The sequence below is a fragment of the Caenispirillum bisanense genome (assembly GCF_900230255.1).
In the GTDB taxonomy this organism is placed as follows: domain Bacteria; phylum Pseudomonadota; class Alphaproteobacteria; order Rhodospirillales; family Rhodospirillaceae; genus Caenispirillum; species Caenispirillum bisanense_A.
On record NZ_OCNJ01000004.1, the window covers coordinates 123,086 to 141,788 of the forward strand.

Below are 18,703 nucleotides of genomic sequence, written 5' to 3' on the forward strand. Positions count from 1 at the left end.
GATCCCCCACCATGCCTGCCATCCGTTCCCGCGGCCCCGGCTCCGCCCTCACCGGTCCGGTTCCCGTCGTCCTGCTGCTCGGCGCGCTGACCGTGTGGCGCGTCATGGCGCTGTCGGCGCTCGGCATCAACGTCAGCTTCGACGAGGCGCAGTACTGGCTGTGGGCGCAAGAGCCGGCCTTCGGCTACTTCTCCAAGCCCCCCATGGTCGCCTGGGCCATCGCCGCCACCACCGCCGTGTGCGGCGACGGCGAGGTCTGCGTCAAGCTGGGGTCGTCGCTCGCCCACTTCGGGGCGGCGCTGGCGCTCTATCACGTCGGCTGGCGGCTGTTCGACCGCCGCATCGGGTTCTGGAGCGCGCTGGCCTACGCCCTGATGCCCGGCGTGTCGTTCTCCAGCCTCGTCATCACCACCGATCCCTTCCTGCTGCTGTTCTGGGCGCTGGCGCTGCTCATGCTGGTGCGGGTGCGCGAAGGGGCGGGGCTGGCGGCGTGGCTCGGGCTCGGGCTGTTCGTCGGACTCGGCCTGCTGTCCAAGTACGCCATGGTGTTCTTCGTGGTCTCGCTCGCCCTGTCGCTCGCCTGGGTGCCGAGCCTGCGCGGCGAGGCCCGCAAGGCCGGGCCGTGGCTGGCGCTGGTGGTGGCGGCGCTGTGCTATGCGCCGAACCTGTGGTGGAACTGGTCCAACGACTTCGTGTCCTACGCCCACACCCAGGCCAACGCCAACCTGGGCGGCGACCTGTTCAACCCCGACCAGCTGGCGGAGTTCGTCGGCAGCCAGTTCGGCGTGTTCGGCCCCGTCTTCTTCGCCGTGCTGCTGTGGATCGTGATTGCCCGCTGGCGGCCGACGGTCGGCGACGAGCGCTACCGCCTGCTCATCGCCTTCGCCCTGCCGGTGCTGGCGGTGATGACGGTGGAAAGCCTGCTCAGCCGCGCCAACGCCAACTGGGCCGCCACCGCCTACGTCGCCGCCTCGGTGCTGGTGACCGCCTGGCTGCTGGAGCGCGACCGCACGCGGCTGTTCAAGGCCGCCGTCGCGCTGCACCTCGTGGTGATCTTCGTGCTGCACAACTTCACCCTGCTCGCGCCGCTCGCCGGCATCGCGCCGGGCAGCAAGCTCGACCCGCTGAAGCGGGTGCGCGGCTGGGACGTCATGGGCGACAGCATCGCCGGCCTGCGCGCCCAGGCGCCCGACGCCCGGCTGCTGTTCGACGACCGCAAGACCATGGCGACGCTGGTCTATTACGTGCAGCCGCACCCCTTCGCCGCCCGCATGTGGAACCCCGGCGGCGCCATCGAGAACCACTACGAGCTGGAAATGGCGCTGGGCGACGCCGATGTGGGCGCCGGGCCCTTCCTCTACGTCACCCGCGCCGAGGATCCGGCGGCCGTGGTGGGCCGCTTCGAGACGGCGGAGCGAGTGGCGGTGCTGCGGGTGAGCCTGTCGGAAGACGCGGCGCTGACGCTCAACGTCTGGCGCCTGGACGGATTTCAGGGATACGGGTCTTGATCGGTCGTTTCATCGAGGCCGCCGGCGCCTCCATCCGCGCCCGGCCGGCCGCCTGGGCGCTGGCCCTGGTGGCCTTCTTCCTGCTGTTCCCCAAGGTCGACATCTGGGCGAGCGGCCTGTTCTACGAGCCGGGCGCCGGCTTCGTGCACGCCCGCGGCTGGTTCGCCGAGTTCGTCCGCAAGGGCCTGCCGGTGCTGCTGTTCGGGGCGCTGCTGTTCGTGGTGATCCTGTGGGTCGCCGGCCGCCTGCTCGGCCAGCGCTTCCTCGGCATCGACGGGCGGGTGACGCTTTTCCTGGCCTCCTCGCTCGCCATCGGGCCGGGGCTCGTGGTCAACACCCTCCTCAAGGAGAACTGGGGCCGCGCCCGGCCGAGCCAGATCAAGGAATTCGGCGGCGACGCCGTCTACACCGCGCCGTGGGAGGTGACGGACCAGTGCGTCAGCAACTGCTCCTTCACGTCGGGCCACGGGGCGCTGGGCTTCTGGCTGGTCGCCTTCGCCTTCCTGGCGCCGCGCCGCTGGCGGGGCGAGGCCATCGCCGCCGCCCTGCTGGCGGGCTCGGGCGTGGCGCTGGTGCGCATCATCCAGGGCGGCCACTTCCTGTCCGACACCCTCTGGTCCGCCGTCATCGTCGTGTCCATCACCTGGGCGCTGCACCGCCTGATCCTGGGAAAGCGCTGACGCCATGACCGATCTCGTCCGCCTCACCGCCGTCGCGGCCGTGCGCGCCCTGCGGGCCGGCCGCGTCTCGCCGCTGGAGCTGATCGACGCGGCGCTGGCCCGCATCGCCGCCGTCGACCCGGTGGTCAACGCCCTGCCGACGCTGTGCCCCGACCGCGCCCGCGACCACGCCCGCCGCGTCATGGCCGGGACGGGCGAAACCGGCGCCGCCGGCTGGCTCGCCGGGCTGCCACTGGTGGTGAAGGACCTGACGGACGTCGCCGGCGTGCGCACCACCTACGGCTCGCCCCTGTTCGCCGAGGCCGTGCCCAAGGCCAGCGACATCCTGGTGGAGCGGCTGGAAGCGCGCGGCGGCGTCGTGCTCGCCAAGAGCAACACGCCCGAATGGGGTGCGGGCGGCAATACCTTCAACGACGTGTTCGGCCGCACCCTGAACCCGTGGGATACGCGCATGACCTGCGGCGGCTCCTCCGGCGGCTCGGCAGTGGCGCTGGCGACGGGCATGGCGTGGCTGGCGACGGGCTCCGACCTCGGCGGGTCGCTGCGCCTGCCGGCCTCGTTCTGCGGCGTCGTCGGCCTGCGCCCGAGCCCCGGCCGCGTCGCCCACGGCCCGACGCGCGAGCCCTTCGGCCCGCTGTGGACCGACGGCCCCATGGGCCGCACCGTCGCCGACGTGGCGCTGATGCTCGACGCCATGACGGGGCCCGACCGCCGCGACCCGGTGGCGCTGGAGGCTCCGCCCGCGCCCTTCCTCGCCGCCGCCGAGCGCCCGTCGGCGCCGCGCCGGGTGGCGTGGTCGCCGGACCTGGGCGTCGGGCCGGTGGACCCCGAGATCGCCGCCCTGTCGGCCGCCGCCGTCCGCCGCTTCGCCGACGCCGGCTGCGAGGTGGAGGAGGTGTCGCTCGACCTGTCGCCCGCCCGCGAGGCCTTCCAGACCCTGCGCGCCGCCAGCTTCGCCACCACCATGGGGCCGCTGCTGGAGCACCGCCGCGAGTCGTTGAAGCCCGAGGTGGTGTGGAACATCGAGAAAGGCCTCGCCCTCACCGCCGCCGACATCGCCCGCGCCGAACGCCAGCGCGCCGGCATCGTGGCCAAAATGGCGCGGCTGTTCGAGACCTACGACCTGCTGGCTTGTCCGGTGGCACCGGTGGCGCCCTTCCCGGTGGAGCAGCGCTGGGTGGAGGAGATCGCCGGCGAGCGGCTGGCGACCTACGTCGATTGGCTGGCGCTGACCTTCGCCGTCACGCTGACCGGCTGCCCGGCGCTGAGCGTCCCGGCCGCCCTGACGGGTTCCGGCCTGCCCGTCGGCCTGCAGCTGATCGGCCGCCCGCGAGGCGAGACGGCGCTGCTGTCGCACGCAGCGCTGTTCGAGGGGCTGACGGGCCTGGCAACGGCCGTGCCGCGCGATCCGACTATTCCCGCATAGCTAGAAAGAAAGCCATTGCCTCCGGACGCGAATCCGTGTGGCATGGCCGGGCAGTGGGCGAACGCAGCAGGACCGGGCAGGCGGTCCGACCGGAGGAGACGGGCCCCTCCGGCCGAGGCGGAGGCCCCGCCGACTGTTCGGAGAAAATGCGATGCGCTGGATTCCCAGACCATCCATTACCATCGAATTCGAAAAGACCCGGACGCGCCTGCTACTACGCGTCCGGATCACATTCGGATAAGCAACAGATGGTACCGGCAGGGGCGTTACCGCGCCCCTGCCACTCCGATATTAGCACCCCACCGCTCCCACGCAAGGCCCTCCGAGCCGCCGGCCGCTTCCGCGACGGCTCCATGAAATCCACCGTCGCCCGCCACCCGAACGGAGGGCGGCGCTTGCCGGTGGGCGGGGGCGCAGGTACGATGCGGCGCAGCAAAACCCCACCCCGGAGGAGGCTGTACCCATGTCCGACGACGTGATCCTCAACTACTACGAAGACATCGAGGTCGGCCAGAAGGCCTCCTACGGCAAGACCATCACGGAAGCCGACATCCTGCTGTTCTCGGGCGTGTCGGGCGACACGAACCCGGTCCACCTGAACCAGGAATACGCCGAGACCACCATGTTCAAGGGTCGCATCGCCCACGGCATGCTGTCGGCGGCGCTGATTTCCACCGTGTTCGGCACCAAGCTGCCGGGGCCGGGCTGCATCTACGTCGGCCAGAGCCTGAAGTTCAAGGCGCCGGTGCGCATCGGCGACACCGTGACCGCCACCGTGGAATGCACCGGCAAGGTCGACGAGAAGAAGTTCTGCACCTTCCGCACCGTCTGCACGGTCAACGGCAAGCCGGTGATCGACGGCGAAGCGACCCTGATGGTGCCGAGCCGCGGCTGAGCCGCCCGGTCGGCGCATCATCACGCATAAGCGGCGGCCCGAGGCGAAAATCGACTCGGGCCGCTGTTGATTCGGGCCGGCCATCGCTACATTAGAAGGCGTGACGAAGCCCGCAGCCCCCTCGCCGCGGCCGCCCCTGGCGGGTCGCCTTCTCCTCGCCCGCTGGTCGCTCCTGACCGAGCGGCTGTGGGAGCGGCTGTGGCCGGCGGCGACGCTGGTGCTGCTGTTCCTCGGGCTGGCCTTCCTCGACGTCCTGCCGCGCCTGCCGGGCTGGCTGCACCTCGGCCTGCTGGCGGCCCTCGGACTCGGCGCCGCCGGTGCCCTCGCCGTTGCCCTCTTCCGCTTCCCCTGGCCGACCCCCGACGAGGCGCGCACCCTGCTGGAGACGCGCGGCGCGCCGGGCGACACCCGCCTGCCCTATCACCGGCCGCTCACCGCCCTCATGGACCAGCCCGCCCGCCCGGCCGACGACGCCTTCGCGGCCGGCCTGTGGCAGGCCCACCGCGAGCGCATGCTGGCGGCGGCGCGACGCCTGTCGGTGCCGGCCCCGGCGCCGCACATGGCGACGCGCGATCCACTCGGCGTGCGCGCCGTCGGCGTGCTGACGGTGGTGGTGGGGCTGGCGGTCGGCTGGGGCGATCTCGGCCAGCGGCTGGCGCGGGCGGTGACCCCGACCCTGCCGCAGGGGGCGACCCTGCCGCTCACCGCCGACGTGTGGATCACGCCGCCCGCCTATACCGGCCGACCGCCCGTCACCCTCACCGCCGGCCGCGAGAGCGCCACCGCCGCCGGCGGCGTGGCCGCACCGCAGGCCTTAGGTCCGGTGCGGGTGCCGGAAGGCTCGGCGCTGGTCGCCCTGGTGCACGGCGCCGCGGCGCCCGTGCTGACCGCCGGCGGTGCGCCGGTGCCACTGGAGCAGATCGGCGACGGCAGCCACCGCCTGGAAACCACCCTCGACACCGGCAGCCGCCTCGTCATCGAGGACGACGGCCGCACCGTCGCCGACTGGCCGGTGGCGGTCACCGCCGACATGCCGCCCACCGTGCGCTTCACCGGCGCCCCCGACGAGGCCAGCCGCTGGCGCCTGCGCCTGCCCTACGCCGCCGGCGACGACTACGGCATCCAGCAGTTCGTGCTGCAGGTGGCGCGCCCCGACCGGCCCGACACGCCGACCCTGGAGGTCGCCCTCGATCCGCCGGCGCCGTCCCCCGCCGACAACGAGCTGGTGGAGCGCGAAGGCGCGGCGGCCGTCGACCTGACGCCGCACCCGTGGGCGGGCCTGCCGGTCACGGTCCGCCTGAAGGCGACCGACGGCGCCGGCCAGACGGCCCTGTCGGACCTCATCGACACGGTGCTGCCGGAACGGCGCTTCCAGCACCCCGTGGCCGCCGCCATCGCGGCCGTGCGCAAGGAAGTGGCGCGCGACCCCAGCACCGCCCCCGGCGCCTCGGCGGTGCTCGACCGCCTGCATCAGGAAGTCGACGCCTACGACGGCGACCCGGTGGTCTACCTGGGCCTGCGCATCGCCGCCAACCGCCTCTACCACGAGAAGGGCGCGGCGGTGGACCCGGTTCTCGGCCTCCTGTGGGAGCTGGCGGTGCGCCTGGAGGACGGCGGCCTGACCATGGCGAGCCGCGACCTCGAAGCCGCCGAGGAGGCCCTGCGCGAGGCGCTGGAGAACGACGCCTCCGACGCCGAGGTGGAGCGGCTGCTGAACGAACTGCAACAGGCGCTGGACCGCTTCAGCGAGATGCTGGCGCAGATGATGCAGCAGATGCCGCAGATGCCCATGATGGGGCAGCTGCCGCAGGACATGCAGATGATCGACCCCTCGCAGATGCGCGAAATGCTGGAGCGCATGCGCGAGATGAACGAGCTGGGCTCGCGCGAGGCGGCTAAGGCCATGCTCGACGAGCTGTCGCGCATGATGGAGGCCATGCGCAACATGCAGCCCATGAGCCCCGACCAGATGCAGCAGATGCAGCAGGCGCAGGAGATGATGCGCGAACTGCAGAAGCTGGCCCGCGAGCAGGAGCAGATGCTGGAGCAGAGCTTCGCCGAGAGCCAGCAGCAGCAGCGCCAGGGCGGCCAGCCGAATCCAGGGCAGCAAGGGCAACAGGGGCAGCAGGGGCAGTCCGGCAGCCAGGGCCAGGGCGGCAGCGGCCAGTCCATGGCGCAGGCGCAGGAAGATCTGCGCATGCGGCTCGGCGACCTCATGCGCCGGCTGGGCGAGATGGCCGGCCAGGTGCCCGACAACCTGGGCCAGGCGGAAATGGCCATGCGCGGCGCCGCGGAAGCCTTGCAGGGCGACCGCTTCGGCTCCGCCGCCGACGCCCAGGGCCAGGCGCTGGAAGCCATGCGCCAGGGCATGGGGCAGGCCATGCAGCAGATGATGCAGGCCATGGGCATGCCCGGCATGATGCCGATGCCCATGCCGACCATGGGCGCAGCCCCCGGCCGCGACCCGCTGGGCCGCCGCGGCGGGGTCGATCCGGGCACCACCAAGGTGCCGACGGAACCGGAAGAGAAGCGCGCCCGCGAGCTGCTGGAAGAACTGCGCCGCCGCGCCGGCGACCGTGATCGCCCGGCGCCGGAGCTGGATTACCTGCACCGGCTGCTGCGGCAGTTCTGACGGAGGGAGTGCGACGGCCTACGGACCGCGAAGGCCCGCCTCAGCCCTCGCCGGCGGTGGTGGCCATGCCTTCCGGCGGCGGCGTCCAGTCGACCTCGAACCGCCGCGCCGCCGCTGCCGGGTTTTCCAGCGTCAGGCGGAAGCCGGCGGTGGCGTCGGGCTCCAGCGTCGGCTGGGGCGGACGCGACACCATGGACTGGATCGGCTTGTCCTCGGCATCGTAGAGGGTGAGCTTCAGGTGCGGCAGGGTCTGCTCGCCGCCCGAAATGTTGGCGACGAAGCCGCGCACGATGAGCGTGTCGACGCCGTCTTCCACCACCCGCTCGCCGGCCACGTTCTGGAACCGCAGGCCGACGCCGATCGTCTGGACCGGCAGCCCGAGGGCGGTGTAGACACCCGCCGCCTGCGGCACCCAGGCCATGATCTCGTGGCGGCCGAACCAGCCGCCGGCGGCGACGGCGCCGACCACCAGGGCGAGGCCGACGACCATGGCCGGCCAGCGCGAGCGGCTTTTGCCGCCCTCGTCGTCCGGCAGTTCGAACATGGAGGGGATGGGGTCGGGCGAATCGGCGTCGAGCAGGCTGTCGATGTCGCGGCGTCGGCTGTCGTCGGCGCCCTGGTCGTCGTCGTCGTCGTCGGGCACGGTCTGCTTCAGCAGATCGGCCAGGGCGTCGAGGTCGGTGGTCTCGTCGTCGCCCATGTCGCGGCGCGACGGCGCATCGTCGAACCCGGATTCGAGCGGGATGTCGCCGGCGTCGGGCGCGGCCTGACGGCGGAAGGTGCCGGCGTCGGCGTCCATCTCCATGGGCAGCGGGCCGTCGTCGGCGCCGCCCCCGGCAGGGGCCGCCACAGCGGCGGTGGCGCGCACCGGCGCGGCCGGCGCCGCGTCGAACGCGGCGGAGTCGAAGGCGTCCGCTTCGGGCGGCATCTGGTGCCACACGTGCTCGCAGCGGGCGCACCGCATCTTGCGGCCCGCAACGCCCAGCGCCCCGTCAGGCAGGGTGAAGCGGGAGTCGCAATTGGGACAGCTGACGATCATCCGTTCCGCTTGTCTTGCAAAAAGCTCTGATACTTATAGGACTTGCGAGATATCAACACAAGCACGACCCGTCCCCTGGACGGATCGGGGCCGCCCATGTAAACCTCGGGGCCGGCAAAGGTGAGGAAAGCGTGCGGACTTCCCCGGATACCGCGGACGCCGTCGTCCGTTTCGAGAGCGTGGGACTGCGCTACGGCAACGGACCGGAGGTGCTCCAGGACGTCAGCTTCAGCCTGACACGCGGCTCGTTCCATTTTCTGACCGGGCCGTCGGGCGCCGGCAAGACGTCACTGCTGTCGCTGCTGTATCTGGCGCGGCGGCCGTCGCGCGGGCTGATTTCCATCTTCGGCCGCGACGTCACCGCCATGGAGCGCGACGAGCTGCCGCCCATCCGCCGCCGGCTCGGCGTCGTGTTCCAGGACTTCCGCCTGCTCGACCACCTGAGCGCGCTCGACAACGTCGCCCTGCCGCTGCGGGTCGCCGGCGTGTCGGAAGCCGACATCCAGAAGCACGTGCCCGAACTGCTGGCCTGGGTCGGCCTGGCCGATCACCTGAACGCCAAGCCCCCCACCCTGTCGGGCGGCCAGAAGCAGCGTGTCGCCATCGCGCGCGCCGTCATCAACCGGCCCGACGTGCTGGTGGCCGACGAGCCGACGGGCAACGTCGACGACCGCATCGCCTTCCGCCTGCTGCACCTCTTCGCCGAGCTGAACCGCCTCGGCACCTCGGTGGTGATCGCCACCCACAACGAGGCGCTGGTGCGCCGCTTCGCCTTCCCCCGCCTGCACCTGGAAGCCGGCCGCCTCGCCGTGCTGCCGCCGCTGGCGGAAGCCGAGGCCGCCGGCCCGACGGCGGAAACCTTCCCGCAGGCCCTGACCGACGGCGGAGGGGCGGCGCGATGATCCCGTTCTTCCAGCCGCGCTCCGACCTGCCCATCAGCGCCGATTCCACCGGCCGCTACCTGCCGCTGCTGGTCGCCGTCATGGTCTTCCTGGCGGTGCTGGCGCTGGCCGCGGCGCTCGCCGTCGGCGGCGTGCTCGACGACTGGCGCCAGGACGTCGCCGGCACGGTGACGGTGCAGATCGTGCCCGCCAGCGGCCCCGACCCCGTCGCCGCCCGCGCCGAGACCGACCGCCGGGTGGAGCAGGTGCTGGCGGTGCTGCGGGCGCAGTCCTTCATCGTCGTCGCCCGGCCGCTGGAAGAGGCGCAGCTGGTCGGCCTGCTGGAGCCGTGGCTCGGCAGTTCCGATCTGGTGCGCGACCTGCCGCTGCCGCGCCTCATCGACGTGCAGGTGGCGGAAGGCGCGCGGCCCGACCTCGCCGGCCTCGCCCGCCAGCTGCGCGAGGAGGTGCCGGGCGCCGCCCTCGACGACCATCAGGTGTGGCTGTCGGGCATCATCGACCTGGCGGAAGGCTTCAGCCTGCTCGGCATCGTGGTGGTCGGGCTGGTGGCGGCGGCGCTGGCCGCCACCGTCATCCACGCCACCCGCCTCGGGCTGGAGGTCCACCGCGACCAGATCGAGGTGCTGCACCTCATCGGCGCCCACGACCGCTACATCGCCCAGCAGTTCGCCGCCCGCATGGTCGGCTGGACGCTGGAGGGCGGGCTGGTCGGGCTCGTGCTCGCCATGCCGACGCTCATGCTGGTGGCGTGGTTGGCGCAGGACCTGGAACAGGGCCTGCTGCCGCCGTTCTCGCTCGGGTTCTGGGGCTGGATGGCGCTGGCCCTGGTGCCGGCCTCCGCCGCCCTGCTGGCGCTGGTGACGGCCCGGGTGACGGTGCGCCGCACCCTGCGCCGCATGCTGTGACGGAAGGCCGCCCGCCATGGCCGCACCGCCGCCCGCCGACAGCCCCCGTTCCGCCGACGCCGCCCGCCCCCTGTGGCGCCGCGCCCTGCGCGCCCTGTGGAGTGGCCTCGGCCTGCTGGTGCTGGTGGCGACGGCGTGGCTCGGCGGGCTGGTGTGGTACGCCGCCGATATCCCCGACCGGGTCGCCGACCCCGACAGCGTCACCGACGCCATCGTCGTGCTGACCGGCGGGTCGGAGCGGGTGCGCACCGGCTTCGACCTGCTGCTGCGCGACCGCGGCCGGGTGCTGTTCATCTCGGGCGTCCACCACGGCCTCGACCTGCCGGCCATGCTGAAGGGCACCCCCGACATCCCCGACGAGCTGCCGCCGCCGCTGGCCGAGCGCATCGTGCTCGGCACCGTCGCCGCCGACACCATCGGCAACGCCATCGAGACGGCCGTCTTCATGCACGACCGCGGCTACCGCTCGCTGCGCCTCGTCACCGCCGGCTATCACATGCGCCGCAGCCTCATGGAATTCCGCCACGCCATGCCCGACGTGACCATCGTGCCGCACCCGGTGTTCCCGGAAACGGTGCGGCAGAACGACTGGTGGCGCTGGCCGGGGACGACGCTGCTGCTCGCCACCGAATACACCAAGTACCTGCTCGGCTCGCTGCGCCACGTGCTGTCGGACGATTTCGGCAACGCGGCCCGCGGCCCCATCGCAGAAGGACGCAGCCTGTCGTGATCGTTCTCCGCTCCCTCCTGTTCAACGTGGCGTGGCTGTCGTGGACCGTGATCCTCGCGGTCGGCGCGGTTCCGGCGCTCGCCTTCCCGCGCGACGTCGGCAAGGGCGTCGCCCGCATCTGGACGCGCGTCATCCTGTGGCTCGCCAAGGTGATCGTCGGCCTGCGCTACGAGCTGCGGGGGCTCGAGAACATTCCCGCCGACGGCGGCTGCATCATCGCCGCCAAGCACCAGTCGGCGTGGGATACCTTCCTGTTCCACGGCGTGCTGCCCGACCCCGTCTACATCCTGAAGCAGGAACTGCTGCGCATCCCCTTCATCGGCTGGTACATGGCGCGCGCCGGCATGATCGGCGTCGACCGCTCCGCCGGCGCCAAGGCCATGCGCCACATGATCGAGGCGGCCGGCGCGGCGGCGGCGGAAGGCCGCCAGCTGGTGATCTTCCCCGAGGGCACCCGTACCCCGCCGGGCGATTCGCGCCCCTACAAGCCGGGCATCGCCGCCCTCTACGCCCGCATCACCCACCCGGTGGTTCCGGTGGCGCTGAACTCGGGCCTGTTCTGGGCCCGCCAGTCCTTCATCAAGCGGCCGGGCACCATCGTCGTCGAGTTCCTGCCGCCGCTGCCGAACGGCCTGCCCAAGCAGGTCTTCATGGACACCCTGCATACCCGCATCGAAGAGGCCTGCGCCCGCCTCAACGCCGAGGCCGGCGTGCCCCTGCCGCCCGCCGCGACCCCGCCGACGGCGGACAAGGCTGTGGAAAACTCGGTGGAGAAGATTTGATCCACAGCCTGTGGATGCCGGTGGATAACGCGGCGACTCCGTGATTCTCCACGAGTCGCCGCCCCGTGCGGCCTGTGGACGACGGCATTTCGCGTGCTTGACGCAACACCTGCCGCCGCGCATCGTTGTCCATCGGGAGTCGCAGAACCCCTTATGGTCCCTCCGTTTCCGGGCAGCCGCCGGAAACCCGCCGCCGCCGCCCACGGAGCCTCGGATGCTCGACCCGTCCGGCATCGCCCGGCAGATCTGGGACATGAAGTACCGCCTGAAAGGGGCGGACGGCTCCCCTGTGGACAAGACGGTCGAAGACACCTGGCGCCGCGTCGCGCGGGCGCTGGCCGCCGCCGAGGCCGACCCGGCGGCGTGGGAGGCGCGCTATCTCGAAGCCCTGCGCGATTACGTGGTGCTGCCCGCCGGCCGCATCCTGGCGGGTGCCGGCACCGGGCGGACGGTCACCCTGTTCAACTGCTTCGTCATGGGTCGCATCGACGACGACATGGGGTCGATCTTCGAGCACCTGAAGCAGGCCGCCCTGACCATGCAGCAGGGCGGCGGCATCGGCTACGACTTCTCGACGCTGCGGCCCAAGGGGGCGCCGGTGCGCGGCGTGCAGTCCGACGCCTCCGGCCCCGTCAGTTTCATGGACGTGTGGGACGCCATGTGCCGCACCATCATGTCCGCCGGCTCCCGCCGCGGCGCCATGATGGCCACCCTGCGCTGCGACCACCCCGACATCGAGGCCTTCGTCGACGCCAAGCGCGACCCGGCGCGCCTGCGCATGTTCAACCTCTCGGTCCTGGTCACCGACGCCTTCATGACGGCGGTGCAGGAAGACGCCGACTGGGACCTGGTGTTCGGCGGCACGGTCTGGCGCACCCTGCGCGCCCGCGACCTGTGGAACCGCATCATGCAGGCCACATACGACGTGGCCGAGCCGGGCGTCGTGTTCATCGACCGCATCAATGCCCTGAACAATCTGGCCTATGCGGAAGAGATCGTCGCCACCAACCCCTGCGTCACCGCCGACACCTGGGTCACCACGACCGAGGGGCCGCGGCAGGTGGCCGACCTGATCGGGCGCCCCTTCACCGCCGTGGTCGACGGCCACCCCTACGCCTCCGGCGGCGAGGGCTTCTTCGCCACCGGGCGCAAGCCGGTCGTGCGGCTGCTGACCAAGGAAGGCCCCGCCCTCACCCTCACATCCGACCACCGCCTGCTCGCGACCGACGGCTGCTGGAGAGAGGCGGGGACGCTGGCCCCCGGTGACCGCATGCGCCTGCACGACCACCGCACCGCCGCCGCCGACTGGCCGGGCGCCGGAACGGAAGCGGAGGGCTACCTGCTCGGCCTGCTCGTCGGCGACGGGACGCTGAAGGAGGACAAGGCCGTCCTCAGCGTCTGGCCGGCCGCCCCGGATGGCGATGCGGACGTGGTCGACGGCACCGCCGGCGTGATGACGGCGACCCTGGATGCCGCCCGGACCCTGCGGCACCGCAGCGATTTCGCCGGCTGGCAGAGCGTCGCCGGCCGCCCAGAGCGCCGCCTCGTCCTCGGCGCCGTGAAGGCGCTGGCGCTCGACTACGGCATGGCCCCGGGCCGCAAGGCGATCACCCCGGCCATGGAGCGGACGTCGGCGGCCTTCCAGCGCGGCCTGCTGCGCGGCCTGTTCGACGCCGACGGCAGCGTGCAGGGCAGCCAGACCAAGGGCGCCAGCGTCCGCCTCGCCCAGAGCGACGCCGACCTGCTGGCGACGGTGCAGCGCCTGCTGCTGCGCTTCGGCATCACGACCACCCTCTATCGCGACCGCCGCGCCGCGGGCGCGCGGGTGTTGCCCGACGGCAAGGGCGGGCGGCGGACCTACGAGTGCCGCGCCGACCACGAGCTGGTGATCAGCGGCGCCAGCCTTGTGCGCTTCGCCGACCGCATCGGCTTCGCCCACGACGACAAGACCGCCCGCCTCGCCGCCGTCGTCGCCGCCTACCGCCGGGCGCCCAACCGGCCGCGCTTCTTCGCGACCGTCGCCGCCGTGCTGCCGGCGGGCGAGGCAGACGTGTTCGACGTCCGCGTGCCAGGGCCCAACGCCTTCGACGCCAACGGCTTCGTTGCCCACAACTGCGGCGAACAGCCGTTGCCCGCCTATGGCACCTGCCTGCTCGGCTCCATCAATCTCGCCCGGCTGGTGACGCGGCCGTTCGAGGCGGCGGCGGCGGTGGATCTCGACCTGCTGGAGGCGCGGGTGCGGACGGCGGTGCGCATGCTCGACGCCGTCATCGACGTGTCCAACTACCCGCTGCCGCAGCAAAAGGCGGAGGCGCTGGCCAAGCGGCGGATCGGGCTCGGGGTCACCGGGCTCGCCGATGCGCTGATCCTGTGCGGCGCCCGCTACGGCAGCGCCCAGGCGGTGCGGCTGGCGGAGACGTGGCTGGCGCGGCTGCGGCGGGCGGCCTACCTCGCCTCGGCGGAGCTGGCGGCGGAGAAAGGCTCCTTCCCGCTCTACGACCGCGAGCGGTTCCTCGCCGCCCCGGCGGTGCAGGCGCTCGACGCCGACGTCCGCGAGGCCATCGCCGCCACGGGCATGCGCAACGGCCTCGTCACCTCCATCGCGCCGACGGGCACCATCTCGCTGTTCGCCGACAACGTGTCGTCGGGGCTCGAGCCGGTGTTCAGCTTCACCTACACCCGCCGCGTCCTCATGCCCGACGGATCGCGGCGGGAAGAAACCGTGGCCGACTACGCCTGGCGCCTGTTCCGCGCCCTGAAGGGCGACGAGGCGCCGCCGCCGCCGGCCTTCGTCACCGCTATGGAGCTGGAGCCGCGCGACCATCTGGTCATGCAGGCCGCGGTGCAGAAATACGTCGACAGCGGCATCAGCAAGACCATCAACGTGCCCGAGGACATCCCCTTCGAAGCCTTCAAGGACGTCTACCGCCAGGCCTACGACCTCGGCTGCAAGGGCTGCACCACCTACCGCCCAAACGCGGTGACCGGCGCCGTGCTGGAACTGACGCGCGAGGAAGGCAACGCCGCCGCCGGCCCGCCCGCCGGGTCGCTGCCGCCCGAGGCGGTGGCCGCCGACAACCTGACCGCCCCGCCGGCGCGCCCCGTGGCCCTGCCCGGCTACACCTACAAGCTGCGCTGGCCGGAAAGCGACCACGCCACCTACATCACCATCAACGACGTGGTGGAACACGGCCGCCGCCGGCCCTTCGAGGTGTTCATCAACTCCAAGAACATGGAGCACTACGCCTGGACGGTCGCGCTGACGCGCATGATCTCGGCCGTGTTCCGGCGCGGCGGCGACGTGAGCTTTGTGGTGGAGGAACTGAAAGCGGTGTTCGATCCGCGCGGCGGCGCCTGGGTCGGCGGGCGCTACGTGCCGTCCATGCTGGCGGCCATCGGCGAGGTGATCGAGACGCACATGATCCGCATCGGCTTCCTGACGGCGGAAGACCGGCCGCGACTCGGCAACGGCGGACGGCTGTCGGAGGCCACGGGCGGCCTCGGCGGAACGGGCCTGCACACCTGCCCGAAGTGCGGTCAGGCGGCGGTGGTGCGCCAGGAAGGCTGCGACACCTGCACGTCCTGCGGCTACTCGCGCTGCGGCTGAGGCCGCGGCTCGCCCGGGTGGGCGCCGTAGCCTTCCAGGATCAGCCGCACCGCCTCGTCGGCCGCCGCCTCGCGGCACACGCCGTCGAGCGGCAGGCCGAACACGGCGCGGTCGAAGGCGACGCGCAGCATGCCGAGGAACAGGCCGGCGGCCAGCTTCGGACAGGGCACCGCCATGGTGCCCTTGGCGTGCTGGTCGCGCAGGTAGTGTTCCACCATGCCGTGGACGCGCTGCGGACCCGCCTCGTAGAAGACCTCGGCGATCTGCGGGAAGTTGTGCCCTTCCGCCACCACCGCCCGATAGAGCTGCAGCGCCTCCGCCCCCGTCACCATGTCGAGGTACATGACCGCCAGCGCCCGCAGGCCTTCCGCCGGCGGTCGCTGGGCCAGCGCGCAGCCATGCGAGGCGAATTCCTCCGCCTGCGCCTGCACGACAGCGGCGAACAGGTCCGCCTTGCCGCCGAAGTGGCCGTAGAGCGTGGGCTTGGAGACGCCCGCCCGCTCCACCACCATGTCGACGCTGGTGGCGGCGAAGCCGTGCTCGACGAACAGCGCGCGCGCCGCTTCCAGGATCTGCCGCCGCTTGCGGGCGGAGCGGCCTTCCGGCTTCGGGGGGCTGTCACAGGGCGGGCACGGGGCCTGGTCGGGGGTCATGGCGTCCTCGTCGCGGCGGTCACACGATCGTGAAAGGCTCCCCAGCATAACGCGCTCGCGCCACGGGGCTGCGGAAATCCTCGCTTTTTCGGGCCGGCTTCACCACCCCCGGACGGGCGGGTGGCGCATTTCGGCCCGATCTCGATACTAAACGGTTCAGTTTAGTCTTGCAATGGCGATGGGAGGGGCGTACATAGGGGTCATCGGAAGCGAACTGAACCGTTTAGTTTCACAACCCCGCGAGCGACGGCCTCGCTTCCACCCTCGATAGATCCGAACCGGAGAAATTCTCATGTCCGTCAAGACCCTGACCCGCACCGCCCTGTTCGCCGCCGCCGCCGTCGCCCTCGGCGGTGCCGTCGCCACCGTCACCCCGGCCGCCGCCGCGCAGGTCGAGACCCTGACCAGCGACAGCTGGAAGCCCGGCTACACCTTCGACGAAGGCCAGTACGTCCGCCAGGAGATCGTCGACGACGCCGAGCAGACCGCCGGCACCACCGTCCGCGTCGAGACCTCCGATGCGTGGCAGCCGGGCTTCACCAAGGACGACGACGGCGACTACACCCGCCTGACCGTCGTGCCGGCTCAGTCCGACGCCGCCGCCCCGCAGACGGCCGAAGTCTTCAACAGCTGGCAGCCGGGCACCCTGAAGGACGGCAACAGCTACGTCCGCTTCAACTGAGGCGACACCATCCGGCGCGGCGACGGGCGCCCCGATCCCTCCCTCCCGTCCATCGCCGTGTCGCGCAAGGCGGCTCCTGTCCCCCGCAGGAGCCGCCCTTTTTTCGTGTCGGCGGGATCGGCTGCCTCTCCCGTTGCGGGACGATCGGGAAACCCCCGCCGGGGGGCACCCGTTGGTCGGCGAAAGAGCCAACGGCCACAGCGGGACGCAGCGCGCCGCGGAAACGCCCGGTGCGCGCACCACCCCACGATTGGAGGATACCATGCTGAAGACCAGTCACACCCTCGCCGCCGCCGGCCTCGCCCTCGCCCTCGGCGCCACCCCGGCCCTCGCGCAGGACCAGAGCGCGTCGACCGGCAAGGGGGAAGGCTACGAGACGCAGGTGCTGCGCAGCGACACCTGGAAGCCGGGCTACACCAAGACCGACGGCGGCGACTACACCATGATCGTGCCCGAGACCCAGGACGAAGCCGACGGCATGCCCATGACCGTGGTGCGCAGCGACCAGTGGAAGCCGGGCTACGTGAAGAGCGACGACGGCGACTACATCCTGCTGGCCCCCGCCGAGGAAGCCAAGGACGAGTCGGTGCGCATCCTGCGCAGCGACGCATGGAAGCCCGGGTACATGAAGACCGACCAGGGCGACTACATGATGATCGTCGGCGGCGGCGAGGGCTGACGCCCGTCCCCGTCCCGTCCTGCCCGCCACGGCCGGACCCGATCACGGCCCGCTCCCGCCAGGGGGCGGGCCGTTTCGTTGTCCGCGGAAGTTGTGCGCTGCACGGTCACGCCACCCGAACCGCGAACCACCGGCCGGCCGGACTCGTTGATCCGGCAAATGGCCGTCCGTCCGCCGCCGCGGCGTCGACGGACCGCTCGCAGCGAAAGGAGATCTTCGCCATGACGCTTCATCGCAGTCTCGCCCTCGCCACCAGCCTGGCCGCCCTGACCGCCGTCGCGGCGCCGGCCGTGGCCGACGAACTGAACCACAGCGCCCTCGGGACCACCGCCATCAACGTCACCGCCCTCGACGCCGGCAGCCAGGTGGTCGTCATGCGCCACGCCGACACCGCCGGCAGCGCCGGCGGCGAGACCACCGCCATGATCCTCACCCGCGGCGGCCCGCAGGGCACGGGCGGCGGCTACGCCACCGAAGTCGACCGCACCGACCAGTGGGAGCCCGGCGCGCTGAAGGCCGAGGGTGGCGACTACTACACCATCCGCCCGCAGTCCCCGCAGGGCGGCGGCGACCCCGGCGCGACCCGCGTGGTGCGCAGCGACACCTGGCAGCCCGGCTACCTGAAGACCGAGCAGGGCGACTACTACATGCTCGCCCCGGACCGCCGCGGCACGGACGCCGACACCGAAGTGACGGTGGTGGTCGATCCGGCCTGGAGCAGCGCCATGCAGACCTACACCGTCGTCTCCGGCGAGACGGAAGGCGGCGCCGAAACCTTCGTCCAGCATTCCGACCAGTGGCAGGCCGGCTTCGTGAAGGACGACCAGCAGTACATGCGCATCGTCCACCTGCGCGACTCGGCGCCGGCCGAGCTGCTGCCGGACTTCTGATCGGTCCGCCGCACCGAAGTTTCGTGACGGGCACGGGCCCGCCCTCCACCGGGGGCGGGCCCGTCGCCTGTCCGCAGGTCGCCGCCATCGCTCAGTCGCCGAGGGCGCCCGGCACCCGTTCCTCGTGGTCGACGATGCGCAAGAGGGCGTGCAGCTGGCCGTCGTGGATGCCCATGGCTTCCATCTGGGCGATGGTATTGGCGATGTAGTCGCGCGACCGCCCCTCCCAGCCGACGCCCTGGCGGATGACGCGCACCTTCTCCGCCGTCGTGTAGCGGCCGGCGTACTGCACGTGCCCCGGATCGGCGACGTAGCCGTAGGCGGTGACGCGGCGGCCGTCGTCCAGGTCGCAGGCGAGGTTGCGGCGATGGTAAACGCCGGTCGCCAGCTCGCGGCGGTCGAGGTAGTCGATGGCCTCCGCCCGATCCGCCGCCGCCACGCGGTAGGCGCGGCCGCGGCAGGCGCCGCCACGGTCGAGGCCGACCACCAGCCCCGGCTGCTCCGGCGTGCCGCGGTAGCGCACCGACAGGATGCAGGCCGAGCGGTGCCAGCCGCGCACCAGGGCCGGGCACTGCTCGGCGTGCGGGAAGCCGGGCCGCCACATCAGCGAGCCGTAGGCGAAGACCCAGAGGTCGCCGTCGGCGCTGCCGCCGGGCAGGAAGCCTTCGGGCATGGGCGGGACACCCCCGCCGC

At 72.2% G+C, this 18,703-nt stretch carries 16 protein-coding genes; 13 read left to right on the plus strand and 3 right to left on the minus strand.

Annotation, left to right across the window (positions count from 1 at the left end):
• Positions 1-11 precede the first annotated feature (11 nt).
• The 5 genes from CRP50_RS10355 to CRP50_RS10375 all read left to right on the plus strand — a co-directional run bounded on the left by CRP50_RS10355 (position 12) and on the right by CRP50_RS10375 (position 7,141).
• Complete coding sequence (locus tag CRP50_RS10355; protein ID WP_097279087.1) at positions 12-1,508, plus strand: ArnT family glycosyltransferase; 1,497 nt, start codon at positions 12-14, stop codon at positions 1,506-1,508.
• Positions 1,505-2,188, plus strand: coding sequence for a phosphatase PAP2 family protein (locus CRP50_RS10360; RefSeq protein ID WP_097279088.1), 684 nt, complete (start codon positions 1,505-1,507; stop codon positions 2,186-2,188). The genes CRP50_RS10355 and CRP50_RS10360 overlap by 4 nt, the downstream gene beginning before the upstream one ends.
• A 4-nt stretch (positions 2,189-2,192) precedes the next feature.
• Complete coding sequence (locus CRP50_RS10365) at positions 2,193-3,614, plus strand: amidase (RefSeq protein WP_097279089.1); 1,422 nt, start codon at positions 2,193-2,195, stop codon at positions 3,612-3,614.
• Positions 3,615-4,077: 463 nt separating this feature from the next.
• Positions 4,078-4,509: a MaoC family dehydratase gene (locus CRP50_RS10370; protein WP_097279090.1), complete on the plus strand. Its 432-nt coding sequence runs from the start codon at positions 4,078-4,080 to the stop codon at positions 4,507-4,509.
• Between the two features lie 100 nt (positions 4,510-4,609).
• On the plus strand, positions 4,610-7,141 hold the full coding sequence (locus tag CRP50_RS10375; protein ID WP_176525118.1) for a TIGR02302 family protein: 2,532 nt from the start codon (positions 4,610-4,612) through the stop codon (positions 7,139-7,141).
• A 40-nt stretch (positions 7,142-7,181) separates the two neighbouring features.
• Here the strand turns inward: CRP50_RS10375 and CRP50_RS10380 are convergent, their stop codons facing one another.
• The gene (locus CRP50_RS10380; protein WP_097279092.1) at positions 7,182-8,180 is read right to left on the minus strand and encodes a DUF3426 domain-containing protein; all 999 of its coding nucleotides are present in this window, start codon (positions 8,178-8,180) and stop codon (positions 7,182-7,184) included.
• A gap of 131 nt (positions 8,181-8,311) precedes the next feature.
• Between CRP50_RS10380 and ftsE the strand changes: the two genes are divergently transcribed.
• The 5 genes from ftsE (at position 8,312) to CRP50_RS10405 (ending at position 15,106) form a co-directional block, all read left to right on the plus strand.
• Positions 8,312-9,082: a cell division ATP-binding protein FtsE gene (ftsE, locus tag CRP50_RS10385; protein ID WP_097279093.1), complete on the plus strand. Its 771-nt coding sequence runs from the start codon at positions 8,312-8,314 to the stop codon at positions 9,080-9,082.
• The gene (locus tag CRP50_RS10390; RefSeq protein ID WP_097279094.1) at positions 9,079-9,987 is read left to right on the plus strand and encodes a cell division protein FtsX; all 909 of its coding nucleotides are present in this window, start codon (positions 9,079-9,081) and stop codon (positions 9,985-9,987) included. The genes ftsE and CRP50_RS10390 overlap by 4 nt, the downstream gene beginning before the upstream one ends.
• Positions 9,988-10,003: 16 nt before the next feature.
• Complete coding sequence (locus tag CRP50_RS10395) at positions 10,004-10,717, plus strand: YdcF family protein (RefSeq protein WP_097279095.1); 714 nt, start codon at positions 10,004-10,006, stop codon at positions 10,715-10,717.
• Positions 10,714-11,499 (plus strand): lysophospholipid acyltransferase family protein, encoded by a 786-nt coding sequence (locus tag CRP50_RS10400; RefSeq protein WP_097279096.1) that lies wholly within the window; start codon positions 10,714-10,716, stop codon positions 11,497-11,499. The genes CRP50_RS10395 and CRP50_RS10400 overlap by 4 nt, the downstream gene beginning before the upstream one ends.
• 214 nt (positions 11,500-11,713) lie before the next feature.
• Positions 11,714-15,106 carry an LAGLIDADG family homing endonuclease gene (locus CRP50_RS10405; RefSeq protein ID WP_097279097.1) on the plus strand — a complete coding sequence of 1,131 codons (3,393 nt, stop codon included), beginning with the start codon at positions 11,714-11,716 and terminating at the stop codon, positions 15,104-15,106.
• On the opposite strand, the gene CRP50_RS10410 is transcribed toward CRP50_RS10405, so the two are convergent.
• Positions 15,088-15,759 carry a TetR/AcrR family transcriptional regulator gene (locus CRP50_RS10410; protein ID WP_176525119.1) on the minus strand — a complete coding sequence of 224 codons (672 nt, stop codon included), beginning with the start codon at positions 15,757-15,759 and terminating at the stop codon, positions 15,088-15,090. The two genes, CRP50_RS10405 and CRP50_RS10410, sit on opposite strands and share 19 nt — an antisense overlap.
• 292 nt (positions 15,760-16,051) lie before the next feature.
• On the opposite strand from CRP50_RS10410, the gene CRP50_RS10415 reads away from it, so the two are divergent.
• The 3 genes from CRP50_RS10415 to CRP50_RS10425 all read left to right on the plus strand — a co-directional run bounded on the left by CRP50_RS10415 (position 16,052) and on the right by CRP50_RS10425 (position 18,010).
• Positions 16,052-16,441 carry a hypothetical protein gene (locus CRP50_RS10415; protein ID WP_097279099.1) on the plus strand — a complete coding sequence of 130 codons (390 nt, stop codon included), beginning with the start codon at positions 16,052-16,054 and terminating at the stop codon, positions 16,439-16,441.
• Between the two features lie 262 nt (positions 16,442-16,703).
• Positions 16,704-17,120 (plus strand): hypothetical protein, encoded by a 417-nt coding sequence (locus CRP50_RS10420; protein WP_097279100.1) that lies wholly within the window; start codon positions 16,704-16,706, stop codon positions 17,118-17,120.
• A gap of 221 nt (positions 17,121-17,341) precedes the next feature.
• Positions 17,342-18,010 carry a hypothetical protein gene (locus CRP50_RS10425; protein WP_097279101.1) on the plus strand — a complete coding sequence of 223 codons (669 nt, stop codon included), beginning with the start codon at positions 17,342-17,344 and terminating at the stop codon, positions 18,008-18,010.
• Positions 18,011-18,101: 91 nt separating this feature from the next.
• Here the strand turns inward: CRP50_RS10425 and CRP50_RS10430 are convergent, their stop codons facing one another.
• Positions 18,102-18,683, minus strand: a complete 582-nt coding sequence (locus tag CRP50_RS10430) for a gamma-glutamylcyclotransferase (protein WP_097279102.1) — start codon at positions 18,681-18,683, stop codon at positions 18,102-18,104.
• Positions 18,684-18,703: the final 20 nt, after the last annotated feature.